The organism is Flavobacterium sp. RHBU_24 (assembly GCF_046613695.1).
Taxonomy (GTDB): domain Bacteria; phylum Bacteroidota; class Bacteroidia; order Flavobacteriales; family Flavobacteriaceae; genus Flavobacterium.
The window spans coordinates 1-14500 of sequence record NZ_JBKJHD010000026.1 but is presented as its reverse complement, the minus strand read 5'-3'; the positions used below and the strand labels follow the sequence as shown (position 1 = coordinate 14500).

Here is a 14500-nt window from a genome sequence, read left to right as displayed (position 1 = left end):
AAAATGAACGTAGAGCTAATTACAGGGGACGACATTGAACGATTCAGGAAAGATTTACTGGAAGAAATCCGCAAATTTCAGGAATTCCCACCCAAGCGTGGCGAAGAGCAGCGCGCCTGGCTTTGAAGTGCGCAAGCTGTGGGGTATTTCAGCAGTTACACTGCAAAATTTACGTATCAATGGCACATTGCCGTTTAGCAAAATTGGTGACTCAACTAATATCTTTAAGCCTGGGCAAAGCAGGCGTTTGACTGTTCTAAGCCGTGAAGCGATAGCTTTTGCAGGCGTGTTTCATGCATGTTTTTTAACTCTATACAATCTAAAACACATTAAAAGCCATAAATATCAAGTATTTACGGCTTTTATCTTTTTACACGCAAGCGATAGCATTGCCAACTTCCTATATATCCCCGTATATACCCTATGCAGTATATATAATCTCAATACTGCTTATTTTGGTGTAAGCAATTTATAATTGCCGCTTAAATGCATAAGGCTAAACATATACATCAGGCCATCATAGTATGGGTCAAAGTAGCCATCATCATACGGCTCTAATTTCGCGTTCCATAATTCATGTATAAAATCAACGCTGTTAGGGTCTTTATTAACAAGGGAAGCAGTAGCTGCTGTAGCAACCAGGCCTATTGAGTGCCTCAGCTTTTTAACATCTCCGGCCGGAAGGATAAACTCCGGCGTGGTGCCATCCAGGTTATATTGATCTACATACGTCTTTATGCCTTTTGACCGCAGGAAATTTTGAAAACGTTTAGCATAATCCTCCTGCCACTGCGCGTCTTTGCCATACCAGGTATAATCCATTGCTATATTCATGGGTACCCTCCAGGAGTCGTACCTAAACGCCGGTGGCATCCAGGGTGTTGCATGGGCATCTCCATTAAACTCGGTATAATCATAGTTTAACGCTGTAGGGGCTTTACACGCTAAATGAAGAAATGCCCGCGAACTATCTGCACATTGCCTGTAAAAGTCTTCGTGGCCATCTTTTGCGTAGAGTGCCCATGCTTCATAAAAAGCCGGTACATGGTAAGAAGGGTCTGTCCAGTTATAAGCATCGCCTTCAGGTACAAATGTTATCTGCTTATATTCGGTATTTATAAGGTTATAAATTCTTCCTGTTCCATCCTTCTTCCACATTTCGTCTAATATAAAACGTGCTTCCTTATAATAGTCAATACCTGTATCGTTACCCCATCGGTTTGAAGCAAAAAGAAGGCTGGTAATATAGTACAATTCGCCATCTGATGCGGAGCCGGGCGAGTTTAGTTTCATTTTATCGGTACTATAGCTCCAGCCAAAATACCCCTTGCGCGGGCCCTGCTGGTGTTGGAGGTTTTTTTTAGACCAGCGCCACACCCTGTCAAAAATCTCTTTTTTATCAAGCTGCACGGCTATCATCATACCATAAGAAAGCCCCTCGGTGCGTGCATCATGATTTTTAATATCCGATAAATAGCCCAGTGAGTCGCCTACTTCAAAATATATCTTATTAGGCCCTTCAAAAAGGTCATAATATGTTTTAGCTAATTTAGCGTCAATATCCTTTTGGCTGTAGCCCACCTCTTTTAACTTGTTGTTGTATTTGCCCGTAGCAGCGGCCCCGATGCCTGTAGCAGCTTGTTTTCCTGACCCGCATGAGGCTGACAACACTAATAAAAACATAAGTGTAAGTGATTGTACTACTATTTTCATAAATATATGATTGTTTACTGAAATCGTTTTCTGGTTGCCAAGATACACTTTTTCCAACAATTTAAACGCTTAACCTGATACTTCACTACAACAGATTATCGCTTTTGTATGGCTATGTGCTCTGGCTTATTTCTCTTATCGGTACATTGGCAATGTAACATTGTCCCTGCCAAAAATAATACTGCTGCTAAATTTTGTTACAACCTTTTGATAAATAAGAACTTGGTATTTATAAGGTATGCTGAATTAAAAAGCCGTACCGATTTAATTAAAAATATGCTTGCGTACTAAAAAAACAACAGTATATTTGCAACCGCAATAGCGAAAACAAAGTGCCTGAAAAGGCTGGCCATAATGGGGAGATACTCAAGCGGCCAACGAGGACGGACTGTAAATCCGTTGAGAAATCTTCGAAGGTTCGAATCCTTCTCTCCCCACCACAATTCCGCTTTATACTACCATAAAGCGGTTAAATTACTGAAAACCTGTAATTTAAAAAGTTACAGGTTTTTTTATTTTTATTGTTTACAAATACTTATATTATGATATTTGTCAATAAAAAACTTTGAATTGATAGCAAAGCTAACACGGCTAAACTTTTTTAGATAGTTTTTCTCAGTTTGCAACTCCACAATTTTGAATATAGCTTATCCACGGCAACTTCATTTTCAGACTTCGACAACCTAGGTTTTTTGCTCAAAAATAAAACCACGGAGTGCTCTAAAACCCCTGCTTACATTGCGATATCTGATTGCCGTTAAAGATTCTAACAAATTAGTTGACTATCCAACATTCAACTCCTAAATCTATAAGATATAAACAAGTTATAATATTTAGTTAAATTTTACTATCTATTTGTAAGACTATTTATTTTTGAATAAAAAATGAAAAAATATTTACTTTCTATTTTTGTTTTCCTGTTGTTTGTTTTCAATAGTACAGCGCAGGAATTTATTACCACCTGGAAGACGATAAATAGCGCCACTTTTATCTCTTTTGATGTTGAAACCACCGGCCCCGTAGCCTATACCTGGCAATCGCTGCCCCCCGCGGCCCCAGCCTCAGGATCAGGAACATTTGTTGGCCCCACTGTTACCATATCAGGCTTACCGCAGCAAAGCAGTATCAAGTTATTCATTCAACCGCAAAATTTTAAACGGATATACAACAATAATTCCGGTTTCTATTCTTTCTCCTTAGAGGTTATTAACCAGTGGGGCAGTGTAGAGTGGACTAGTATGGAAAATGCCTTTCAAGGTTTCTTATTTCTTCAGGTAACCGCAACTGATATTCCGGATCTGTCAAATGTTACCAGCCTGAAAAGTATGTTTGATGGGTGCAGTATTTTGAATTCTCCGTTCAACATTAACAATTGGAACGTTTCTAATATAAACAACATTTCGGCCATGTTCAGAGGATGCTTAAACTTTAATCAGGCTTTGAGTTTGTGGGACACCTCTAATGTACTGACATGTCGAGCCTCTTTGAGGGTGCAAGGGAATTTAACCAAAATATAGGTAACTGGAACACATCAAATGTTACTGATATGTCTAAATTATTTAAAAATGCATCTGACTTTAATCGTAACATTGGAAACTGGAATACATCAAACGTTACGAACATGCTTGAAATGTTTAATGGAAATCTTGGCTCTGGCTATATATATGTCTTTAACCAGGATATTGGAAACTGGGATACCTCGGGCGTCACCAATATGTCGGGTATGTTTAAAGGGGCAGTACAGTTTAATAAAAATATTAGCGGCTGGAATACTTCAAATGTTACTGATATGTCTGACATGTTTAACCATGGCATTTGCTTTCAATCAGAATATAGGGAATTGGCAAACCTCAAACGTAACTAACATGGCTGGAATGTTTGAAAATGATTTTATTTACTTCTCCTATCCATTTCCTTCAACCAGTCAATTTAATAACGGAGGAAGCGATTCAATTGAAAACTGGAATACGGCCAATGTTACCGACATGTCCAGAATGTTTTTCAGGGCAGAAAATTTCAACTATAATTTAGCGGGCTGGATACTTAACCAGGATGTTACCTTAACGGAGATGTTAGACCGCTCAGGCCTGGATTGCAAAAATTATTCGCAAACGATTATAGGATGGAACAACAATCCCACGACGCCCAATAATAAAGTTTTAGGGGCAACCTTTATGGAATATGGCCCTGAAGCGCAGCCGGCGATAAATAATATGATAATAAACAAAGGGTGGGGTTTCTCCGGGCATGATTTTCTTTCTGTTACGCCGGAATTTGACTTGAATACTACTTTTTGTGAAGGATCGACAATTCCGGCACTTCCCACTGCTTCCCAGGAAGGCATTGCGGGAACCTGGTCTCCTGCAATAAATACTGCTCAAACAACCACGTACACATTTGTACCGGAAGCCGGAGAGTGTGCTACTGCAACTACCGTTACCCTGACTATAGGCCCACTTGCGGTGCCAACAGGTGTTTCACCGCAACCATTTGTCGCCAACAGTACATTATCAGATATCGTAATAAGTCCTGCTTCAGTGGTGTGGTATGCATCATCGGAAGATGCATTGAATGATATCAATCCTTTGTCATTAGATACTTTATTGGAAGATGGTATGACGTACTATGCCGTAAATGATAATGGCGAATGCCGGAGCCAGTATTTTCCTGTAACGGTTTCTAACACGTTGAGCATTGGCAGTAATGATCTTGCTACACTTGAATATTATCCTAACCCGGTGAGTTCAGTCCTGACTATTGTAAGTAAAACTGCCATAGATCAAGTCGCGGTTTATAATTTACAAGGACAAAAAGTGCTTGAGCAACGCTTTGACGGCACTGTGTCTGTTACTGTTGATTTGAAGCACTTACCAGAATCTATTTATTTAATCAGAGCTTCATCGGGCAGTTTGGTAAAAGAATTTAAAATTGTAAAGCAATAAACCCGCGACCTTACAATGACTTTTAATCTAAGCGTTAAAACAAGTTAATTCCCTAAAAAAAAATCATTAGGACCGATGATAGCTCCGGGATTATACCCTTGAATTGATGTAATTTGTGTGGATAATGAATATCAAATACTTTTAATTAGGTAGTGCATTAAAGATTGGCACAGTTGAAAGTTGGTGCGATAAATAAAGTCTCCACCATGGTGGTTAGTATTTATTTTAAAAACCCGGCTTATTTTAAATTTTCGATTCAATAAACAAATTTCTTTTTTCTTTTGAAAAATTGTGTAAAACAACAATTGCCAAACTATGCGGATTGAATTTGAAAAACGCCCGACCCTAACGAGAGGATGATTTGCAGTTTTTATTATTTAGCGAAAAATAAAAAAAATGCCCGCAATAAACACTTGCGGGCATTGCTATTATATGTAAAATTTTTAATTGCCTAACGCATAACTAATCTGCACATTTGCGGTAATGGTTATTTCACCCGGGGCAAGGGTTTCCTGTGCACCATCTGCGGCCATGCCTTTTTCCATCATAGCCATATTACGCACTACCGGATAGTATGTTTGAGAGTTATCGGTAACCATAAGCGCTTTACCCAGCGGCTGCCCAAGTGCCTTAGTATAATCTTCAGCCTTTTTACGTGCATCGGCTATGGCTTTTATGCGTGCTTCGGTCTCATACTGCTCTTCTTTGCTTGTTTTAAAGGTAACACCGTTTATGGTATTTACACCGGCATCGGTAAGGCCCAGCATCAACGCGTCATACTTGGTTATGTCTTTAAGGTGTATCATTATGGTTTGCTGCGCTATAAAGTTGTATTTCTTTTTGTCATAGTCATACGTTTTGTTCAGGCTTACACGCTGGGTTTGATAATCTTTAGGGTCCAGCTTTTGGCTCTTAAGGTATTTAATGGCAGCATCAATGGCCTGGTCGTTTGCTTTTTTTACGGTTGCTGCATCGGCACCGGTGTTAGTTACTCCTATGCTTATGTCTACAAGGTCGGGCATTACAAGTACTTTGCCTTCGCCGGAAACATTAATTTGCGGAGGGGTGTTTTGCTGTACCTGCGCGGTTGCAAGCAGGCCTGTGGCTAATAACGCGGTTAAGAAAATCTTTTTCATGATGTTTAATTTTTATTTGTTTTCTTACAGAATTTCAAAATGCGTGCCAACTTTACAGCTTACCCAACTTTTGCATTATAAATAGTATTACAATGGGTATTGCCAGGAGGATAATTGTATTAGTTTGCGTATAAAATAACTCCGGCATTCGTTCAAGCGTGATGGCAAACCCGCCTATAGCACCGCCAAAGTGTGCCGTGTGGCCTATGTTATCCCTTTTGGCCTTCATGCCGTAGATAGAAAACAGCAGATATATAATACCAAAGAGGTAGCCGGGCAAAAAGTTTACCTCCATGTCAGGGTTTAGCAATATTGCAGAAAATATTACACCTACTACAGCGCCCGAAGCACCCACCGCACGATAGTAATAATCGTCTTTATGAAAAAACAACGATAACAGGCTACCGCAAATAAGGCTGCAAATATACACCAGTAAAAAGCCCACGGTCCCTAAATACAGGGCCACGGTGGGGCCGAATAAAAACAGCGTAAGCATGTTAAACAACAGGTGCTGCATATCTACGTGTAAAAAAGCACTGGTAAACATACGGTACTGCTCGCCGGCCCTGATACTGCCCACATGAAACTCATATTTGCGGAAAAACGACATATCGTTAAAGGCTTTAAAACTTACAACCGCGTTAATAGCGATAAGGATGATGACAACTAAATCAAGTGGCATAGTGCGATGTATATTTGGTACTAAGTAATGTAAATTATTAATCGTGTAAAAATAGGGCAAGTAAATTTAAAATTAAATAATACAGTATCTTTGTAAAAACTTTTTTTTGATGCAGCTCCTCGCCTATTTACTGGCATACCCCATTATCTGGTTTATATCAATACTGCCTTTCAGGCTGTTATATTTGTTGTCTGATGCCGTTTATATAATTGTGTATTACATAATAGGCTACCGGAAAAAAACCGTGCGTAAAAACCTGGCGCTTGCCCTGCCCCATCTTACCCCGGAAGAAACCAAAAAAATTGAGAAAAAGTTTTACCACCATTTTTGCGACAGCTTCCTTGAAATGGCCAAGTCGCTTACCATATCTGACAAAGAAATTAAAAAACGTTTTGTGTTTACTAACTTTGAGGTAATACACGAACTGGAAAAAGAGGGCAAAAGCGTAGCGGTGCTTATAGCCCATTACGCCAGCTATGAATGGCTGCTTCTTATGCACAAATACCTTACAACCTATACGGGCTACGGCATTTATAAGCCCATACGCAACAAGTATTTTGACGGGTTGGTACGTAAAATGCGTGGCAGGTTTAACGCGGAACTGGTAGGCATACGCGAGGTAATACCCCTGATGCGCCAAAATGCGCGCAATGGCATTAAAGGCTTTTACGGCTTTATAACCGACCAAAGCCCATTGATAAGTTCAGCAATACACTGGGGCGATTTTTTTGGGATGGAAGTGCCGATACACGTAGGCGGCGAAATGCTCTCTAAAAAAATGGGGCTTAATATGGCATTTGCCAAAACAGAAAAAATAAAACGGGGCTATTACAAATGCACCTTTATTAAAGTGGAAGGGAATGTTAAAGACATACCAAATTATGAAGTGTCTGACCGTTTTATGCAAATGCTCGAAGAGCAGATAAAACAGGAACCCGCCTACTACTTATGGACGCACAAGCGCTTTAAGCACAGGCGAAATGACCCGCAGCAATAAAATAGACTTTAAACTAACGATAAGTGACTATCTCTACTTTTTTAAAAAAGCTATGGTTAAAAGCTAACGGCAATCATCGAAAAAATGAGCAAAAAACAATCGAAAATTTGATTGCGAATTATAATGATTTTCACGACGCTCTATTGGTAAATTTTGAGTATAAAACCAATATTGATTTTAGTGATAAGTCTTATAAAAAAAGAATTAATGAAATTAACTTAATTATTAGTTGCTTTAATATAGTTGAAGAAGTAAAAAGGGAAACAATAAAAATAAACTTCTTAGAGATAGAGAAGTTTAAGTATACGAAATTTGAAGGAATGATTTTCGAGATATTAGTTCAAAAAGAAAATGATTTTACCATAGTAGATTTCGATCCAATTATTTTAGGCCATGACGAAACCGGAAAATTTATTCTTGAAATAAATCCAAATTCGTATTTACAAATTAAATTTAAAAATTTATTTTACGAAGTTATCGAATAAAATGAAACCGATTAGCAATTGTTTTTATGAAATAGCATTTGAGTATTTTATTAAGATAATCTTTTGGAAGATTAAGAACTCCCAACAACCTTCAGGCTTTTTTGGAAAACCTGAAGGCTATTTAGGTAAGATTAGAGGTCAGAATTTTTCAATATTTAAATTCTTAAATCTTTAAGTCTAAAGTGTAAACCACTCCTTGAGCAGCGCTTCTGTAGGGTTATTATCTTTTTTGTGCACAAACTCGTTAGTGCCCCTCACATAATTATAATCGGTTGCCCAAAGCTCATGGTTTGCAGCAAGCGACTTAATACTGTCGCACACATACTGTATTTCGGCATTAGTAGTGGTAGGGTGTATCGACATACGAATCCACCCCGGCTTTTGTATCAGGTCGCCCGCCGTAATTTTATCGGTAAGCAGGTGCGATTGTTCCTGGTCTACGTGCAGCAGGTAGTGCCCGTAAGTGCCTGCACAACTGCATCCGCCACGTGTTTGTATGCCAAATTTATCATTTAGCAGCTTTACGCCAAGGTTATAATGCAGCCCGTCGATATAAAAGGAAATTACGCCCAACCGGTCCTGGTGCTGTGGCGCAAGTATGTTAATGCCGGGTACGTTGCCCAATGCATTAAAAATATAGTCGGTAATTTCGTGTTCGCGGTTAAGGATATTGTCAACCCCCATCTGCTCTTTTAGCTTTACGGCAAGCGCAGTTTTTATCACCTGGAGGAAGCCTGGGGTACCGCCGTCTTCACGTTCCTCAATATTATCAAGGTACTTATGCTCACCCCATGGGTTTGTCCAGCTTACCGTTCCGCCACCGGGGTGGTCGGGTACCATATTTTTGTACAACTTCTTATTGAATATCAGCACCCCCGAAGTTCCGGGACCCCCTAAAAATTTATGCGGAGAAAAGAATATTGCATCAAGATAGGCCTCTTCTTCTTCAGGGTGCATGTCTATTTTTACGTAAGGCGCGCTGCAGGCAAAATCTACAAAGCAAACACCGTTGTATTTATGGACCAGCTTTGCGACTTCATAATAGGGTGTTTTAATACCGGTAACATTGCTGCACCCGGTTATTGAAGCTATTTTAAGGGTATACTCCTTATGTTCTTCAAGCAGCGCCGCAAAACTGTCCAGGCAAATGAGCCCCTGCGGGCAGGCAGGTATTACTACCACCTTTGCAATAGTTTCAAGCCATGAGGTCTGGTTGCTGTGGTGCTCCATGTGCGAGATAAACACCACGGGCTTTTTTTCGGCGGGTACTATGGTATGCGGCCTCATATTTTCCGGAACCTTTAGCCCCAGTATACGTTGGAATTTATTTACCACCCCGGTCATGCCTGTACCATCGGTAATAAGAACATCGTCTGCACCTGCGTTAACGTGCTTTTTTATAATGTGGCGTGCCTGGTGGTAGGCATTGGTCATTGCCGTGCCGCTTATGGTTGTCTCAGTATGGGTATTGGCTACAAAGGGGCCAAACTCATTGGTTATCTTCTCCTCTATGGGGCGGTACAGGCGGCCACTGGCGGTCCAGTCGGTATATACCATTTTTTTAGTGCCATACGGCGACTCAAATTCCTGGTCTACACCAATAATATTATTCCTGAACGTAGTAAAATACGCTTCAAGACTGCTTTTAATTACGGTATTTGCCTCCTGCAACATAGTGGTAGTGTATTGTTAGTGCAAATTTATCAAAATAAATTACTTACCGCCCATCTATTTCAAATACTGCTCAAGTTCGGGGCAGCTGAATCTTTTAAACACCTTGGTATCCTTATACCTCCCGTAAAAATCAAGCAGGTAGTCGCCCGGTTCGTGCTTTGGCTTAGCCTCTTCTTCCCAGTAATAATCATTATTGTAATCTTCAGGATTGCCTATCACATACAGCATCAGGCTGGCCATGGCGCGGTGCTCGTCGTTTTTAGCGGCAGCCAGGGCTTTCTGGTAATAGGCCGCAGCGAGTGTAAGGTTAGTATAATTACCGGCAGTGTACTTACTTTCTTTTTCGGTGGTTATGGCACCAAAATAAGCATCATAATATAAATTGCCCTGGTAATAGGCGCTCACTGTCCAGGCGTTTCCCCTGTAGCTAAGGTTATAATACGCATGGCCCAGCTGCATGTAGCTTTCGGCATCGGTCTTCTTTTGTAGTAACAGCATCTTTTTTAGCAATGCGGCCTTGCTGAAGTTACCGGCATGATCAGCCTCCTTAAGGGCATAATTGAGTACCCGCGGATAGAACGGGTTTTGGTCCAGATAATTATAATACTCTTCCTCCGGTATTTCCTTAAAAATATCATACGCCAGTTGCAGGTTGTTTTGCCTGAAAGCGATTGTACCCTTAAGGTCGAGATAAAAGTAGCGGTTAGTGGTAGTGGCTTTGCAGATGAATGCCTCAAAAGGTGTTTTATTTTTCTTGTCTACTAATGCTACTAGTTTATCCATATCCTCTAATGTGGCAAAACGGTCAAAATATGCTATATGTTCATACACGGGAGAATTGTCAGCCTGTGTATCTGCATAATACCATTCATCACCTTCGTCGTATTTATAAAGTTGCGATTTTAAGTACAGCAGCCCCGCGGTTGCCATATCGTGCTGTTTGTTATATTCAGATGCCAGCACCACAAGCAGCGTATACAGGCTTTTGTTATATGCGCCGTTGGTTTTTGCAAGCGCGTCAAGCCGGGTAAAAGCATTAGCCAGCTGCTGCTGAACATTTACATTTTGCAGGTTACCCTGCTTAGCCGATACCAGCGCCAGTTCTACATACTTTTGCACCCGCACGGCTTCGGGCGCGTTTTCGCTTATCGCCGAGGCATATTTATAACCGTCGTCCAGCTTATCGGCCATAAAGCTAAGGTGGGCAATACCGGCGGCTATATAGTCTTTGTTGTTTGCCGGTGCTTCATCAAATATGTTTATAAGGTAGCTCCGCAACTTTTCAAGGTGCTGCAAGTCTTTTGCATAATTTTTCTTACTGGCATCTTCGTTTTCATCTTCCCAATAGTAATATTCGTCCTGTATATCAGGCCCGTTATCCCCTATCTTAGAAAACAACAGCCAGTCTTCCAGCTTATTGATTTCACGGCCTATAAGCAGCTTTAAGTAAGTGCCACTATTATCTAATTCATATACCTGTTTGAGTTCATCCAGCGCCGGGCCGGGGTTGCGCATGGCGGCAATGGATAGTATAACCGCACGCTCGTGGTCGTTCTTTGCCAGTTGCAGTGTTTGCTCCTGAAAATCATAGTTATACCATTGGGACACTGCCAGTACTTTTTCCTCACACCTGTCAAAGCACTGGCTAAACCAGTAATTTTGTTCGGCCTTGTCTTCCGTCATACAGCCGCGGAACAGCATGGCCCAGTCCTTAAGCACAGTACCACTGTTATTATCGGCGAAATATGTATTGTAGAGCGGGATAACGCTTTCGGGATTGCCGTAGCGTATCAGTATAAAGGCATAGCGCTCCTTCAGGAAACTGTCGGTTTGGGCTGCGAGTTTTGCTTCCCGTTCTTTGAGGGGAAAACGCCCCATGGTATCGGCCGCCTGCCTGTCCCACCAGCTCACTTCGCCCTCTTCATCCCACGACTCCCATTTAGAATTTTGCGGGTTGCCGGTATATTCCATCTCCTTGGCAAAGGCAAAGTACTCCAGCAGGGCTTTGTTAGCAGGTTTAACCAATGCTTTTATAAAACTATTGTCAGGAAAGGCATCTGCAAGGCTGCCTGCACTATAAGCCGTCTGGAACTTTTCCGGCTTAGTGCTGTACTGCAACTCATACACATCATTTGCGGTTACACCTTTACCCAGGCGCTTTTGCCACTCCGCACAGTTGCGCCAGCGGTCAGCATTGCTTTGTATGCTGTATTCGTTATAATAATGCTCTGAGTAGAAAAACGGGCTAAGCTTTGCCATATCGGGCGTAATGGGCTTAAAGAAAGCCAGCCGCAGGGTTTCATACTCATCGCCCCAGCCGCACGCAACCGCCCGGGCTGTGATAAGAAATGCAAGGCTAACGGCCAAACATTTCGTAATAACCGGAAATTTTCTTGATGCCATAATCGTTTATATACTTTTCATCCCACGAAAAAAAACTTACCCTGCTGCCTTCAAGGTCAATATTATCCTTTAAAATAGTTATCATCTTGCCCATTTCGCCGTCGGATACGCGTTCTATCCGTATAACGTCGCCATTGCGGTAGTAGGTTTCCCCAATTACTTTGTCGCTTGTAAATTCATAATGTGTATCGTCTATCTTTTTGTACAGCGGGTCATCAAAGTTAACCTCATCTTCCGGCATTATACCTAAAAGAGTCTTGCCCCTAAAAGCAAGCATCCACCTGAAGATGGGCAGCGCGGCATCTAATTTTAGCGGATAGTCGTTATGGTTTACATACTTTTCCATTTCGCTGGCCGAACCTATCGAGTTAGCCGTCTCACGGTTTTTAGGGTCCTGCATGTTGTAGCACATCAGCAGCCCGCGGCTTACAGGTGGCACACCCGCGAGTTCATAATCGCGGTACTGCCACAGCCTTATGGTAGCCGATAGCGGCAATTGCGGCACCTGCTTTTTTAACCGGCTTAAAAAGTAGAAGTAATTGTCTTTACTTTTTGGCGTCCAGTCGCAATCTATCATCAACTCCTTTATGCGGGCTTTGAAGTTTTTGTGTTCTAATGCCTGGCACTCATCAAACGCCTTAGAATCCTCTATGTGATAGGTATATACAGTGTAGCGCACAGTAGCGTCTTCTGTTTTTTCAAGGATGCGGTTTAGTCGTGTTTTTATATTTACGGCCAACTCATCGAGCTGTTGCCTGCTGCTGTTTATAAAAACGTCGTTTGTAATGTATACGGATGGCGTAACATTATACCAGTTTTCGGTATCCGAAAAATCCCATAGCGTGGCCACGGGGAGCGCCTTTTTTTCGTAGGGATTCCACCCCACATCAAACAAGCGCATGTAAATGTGCCGGACTTCCAGGGAATCCGACATTTTCTGGTCGATGCTGTATGAAGAATAATTTGTTTTCCAGTAGCAAAACGAGCGCTCGGTATGGTAACTGTGCTTACAGGCTGCGAGCAGCAACAAGCCTGCAAGCAGAAACATTTTTTTCATTAGTGGCGGTTTTTAACACTAACGAAAGTAAGCATTTTGTAGTATCAAAAAATAAAATTTATATACCCATTTCTATCTGGAAACGTACATACCAGTTTTGCTTGTTGCTTCCGTCGGCATAATTAAGGTCGTCCATTGTAAACTCTCCCTGAAGTTTAAACGAATGCTCCCATACATACTTTGTGAGCCCCAGCGTATATTGGTTTGTATCGGGTGCAAAAGCCCTTATATCGCTATGCACTTTTTGTGTACTGTAGCGGGCTATAACCTCGTAATTAGAAGGAAGAAGGTAACTGCCCTGGTAGTCAAAACCCTTACCTACATACGCATAATTAAAATCAGTAACGTCAAGCGGGTTGTACGTTAGCGGGTTTTTAGCTGTACGCTGCATGTAAGCGGCCATAAGAGCAAAGCCGTTGTATTTAAACATACCATCGAGCAACAGCGATTGCATGTCCCTTTTCTCAAAAAGGTCGTCGCCCAGCTGCCCCTGGGTGCGCCTTGCTTTGTCATTATACTGGTACGCGCCGGATAACAGCAGCTTTGGTTTTTGCTCACGCTTAAGGTCGCCCTCAAAATAGGTACCATCTTTAGTAAACGCACCAAAGGGAAACAACTCTATCTTACCAGTATAGGCCAGGCCGTTATCAGGCTCATCGGTAGAGTTGCGCCCCTCGCCCATAGATATGGCCGACTTAAAATTATACGAAAATTTATCACTCCATTCGTGCAGGTTGTATACCTGTACCCCAAAATCCCGGTCGATGTTAAAACGGGCATTGTTAATACTCCTGTCGGTTAGCTGCAATGCACCGGATGAGTTTACACGCTGGCGGTTACCCGGAAGCTTGGTTTGCCCAAAGGCGATGTTCCAGTTTTTATCAGGCCTGTAGATAATTGCCGCGTCGCGAATGATGTTAATATTCTCGCCTTCTTCTATTTCGCCTACATCGCCCGGCGCAAATGATAATTGCAGCACATACAGGAAATGAGGGTTACCTACGTATCCGTCAAACCTAAGCCTTAGCCTGCGCACCTGCCCGTCTATTGCTGCTTCCTCCCCTTCTTCCTGCAAATAAGTAGCCCGGTTTTGTATGCGGAAACGTATATTGAGCTGAAATAGGCTGTCCGGCGAGGTAAGCCCTAAACCCTTACCATAGCTGTAATAGGGCAGCGTTGATAGCTTAAGGTCGTTATTTGTAGTGGTACGCTTAATGTCTATCTGGGCAAAAGCAGTACCACATGCCAGGAGCAAAAATAACAGTATTCGTTTTTTCATCAGTGTGTTGTTGTCGTGTTTCCATTAAAATTTATATGCGAAAATTACACATGTAAATTTTTGCAAACTTAACTTTAAATTAAAACAAAAGAAAATAACCTGTTTGTTTTAAGCAAAAACAGCTGCAAAAAG

Annotated in this window: 11 protein-coding genes, 1 tRNA gene and 3 pseudogenes; 8 read left to right on the top strand and 7 right to left on the bottom strand. The window is 41.6% G+C overall.

Annotated features, from left to right (window positions below):
- Positions 1-3: 3 nt before the first annotated feature.
- Positions 4-208, top strand: a pseudogene (locus ACLI09_RS17130) (DNA-binding protein); the annotation flags it as partial.
- Between the two features lie 242 nt (positions 209-450).
- Here the strand turns inward: ACLI09_RS17130 and ACLI09_RS17125 are convergent.
- A complete protein-coding gene (locus ACLI09_RS17125; protein WP_411420867.1) occupies positions 451-1713 on the bottom strand; it encodes a glycosyl hydrolase family 8 in 1263 nt (420 codons plus the stop codon).
- A 356-nt stretch (positions 1714-2069) separates the two neighbouring features.
- Here ACLI09_RS17125 and ACLI09_RS17120 point away from each other — a divergent pair.
- The 5 genes and pseudogenes from ACLI09_RS17120 (at position 2070) to ACLI09_RS17100 (ending at position 4655) form a co-directional block, all read left to right on the top strand.
- Positions 2070-2153: transfer RNA gene (locus ACLI09_RS17120), tRNA-Tyr, on the top strand.
- A gap of 444 nt (positions 2154-2597) precedes the next feature.
- Complete coding sequence (locus ACLI09_RS17115) at positions 2598-3230, top strand: BspA family leucine-rich repeat surface protein (RefSeq protein ID WP_411420866.1); 633 nt, start codon at positions 2598-2600, stop codon at positions 3228-3230.
- Positions 3185-3532: pseudogene (locus ACLI09_RS17110) on the top strand (BspA family leucine-rich repeat surface protein); the annotation flags it as partial. The gene ACLI09_RS17115 and the pseudogene ACLI09_RS17110, both read left to right, overlap by 46 nt.
- A pseudogene (locus tag ACLI09_RS17105) lies at positions 3522-3569 on the top strand (hypothetical protein); the annotation flags it as partial. The pseudogenes ACLI09_RS17110 and ACLI09_RS17105, both read left to right, overlap by 11 nt.
- A gap of 9 nt (positions 3570-3578) precedes the next feature.
- The gene (locus ACLI09_RS17100; RefSeq protein WP_411420878.1) at positions 3579-4655 is read left to right on the top strand and encodes a T9SS type A sorting domain-containing protein; all 1077 of its coding nucleotides are present in this window, start codon (positions 3579-3581) and stop codon (positions 4653-4655) included.
- Between the two features lie 443 nt (positions 4656-5098).
- Here the strand turns inward: ACLI09_RS17100 and ACLI09_RS17095 are convergent, their stop codons facing one another.
- Both ACLI09_RS17095 and ACLI09_RS17090 read right to left on the bottom strand, forming a co-directional pair.
- A complete protein-coding gene (locus tag ACLI09_RS17095) occupies positions 5099-5791 on the bottom strand; it encodes an SIMPL domain-containing protein (RefSeq protein WP_411420865.1) in 693 nt (230 codons plus the stop codon).
- Positions 5792-5843: 52 nt separating this feature from the next.
- Positions 5844-6473, bottom strand: coding sequence for a rhomboid family intramembrane serine protease (locus ACLI09_RS17090; protein ID WP_411420864.1), 630 nt, complete (start codon positions 6471-6473; stop codon positions 5844-5846).
- Positions 6474-6582: 109 nt separating this feature from the next.
- Here ACLI09_RS17090 and ACLI09_RS17085 point away from each other — a divergent pair, with 109 nt between their 5' ends.
- Positions 6583-7470 (top strand): lysophospholipid acyltransferase family protein, encoded by an 888-nt coding sequence (locus tag ACLI09_RS17085; RefSeq protein ID WP_411420863.1) that lies wholly within the window; start codon positions 6583-6585, stop codon positions 7468-7470.
- A 23-nt stretch (positions 7471-7493) separates the two neighbouring features.
- Positions 7494-7955 carry a hypothetical protein gene (locus tag ACLI09_RS17080; RefSeq protein ID WP_411420862.1) on the top strand — a complete coding sequence of 154 codons (462 nt, stop codon included), beginning with the start codon at positions 7494-7496 and terminating at the stop codon, positions 7953-7955.
- A gap of 177 nt (positions 7956-8132) precedes the next feature.
- On the opposite strand, the gene ACLI09_RS17075 is transcribed toward ACLI09_RS17080, so the two are convergent.
- The 4 genes from ACLI09_RS17075 to ACLI09_RS17060 are packed head-to-tail and all read right to left on the bottom strand — an operon-like array spanning position 8133 to position 14368.
- Positions 8133-9629, bottom strand: a complete 1497-nt coding sequence (locus ACLI09_RS17075) for an aminotransferase class V-fold PLP-dependent enzyme (protein ID WP_411420861.1) — start codon at positions 9627-9629, stop codon at positions 8133-8135.
- Positions 9630-9683: 54 nt separating this feature from the next.
- Positions 9684-12032, bottom strand: coding sequence for a hypothetical protein (locus ACLI09_RS17070; protein ID WP_411420860.1), 2349 nt, complete (start codon positions 12030-12032; stop codon positions 9684-9686).
- Positions 11986-13089, bottom strand: a complete 1104-nt coding sequence (locus ACLI09_RS17065) for a hypothetical protein (protein WP_411420859.1) — start codon at positions 13087-13089, stop codon at positions 11986-11988. Before ACLI09_RS17065 ends, ACLI09_RS17070 begins: the two co-directional genes overlap by 47 nt.
- A gap of 58 nt (positions 13090-13147) precedes the next feature.
- Positions 13148-14368: a porin gene (locus ACLI09_RS17060; protein ID WP_411420858.1), complete on the bottom strand. Its 1221-nt coding sequence runs from the start codon at positions 14366-14368 to the stop codon at positions 13148-13150.
- Positions 14369-14500: the final 132 nt, after the last annotated feature.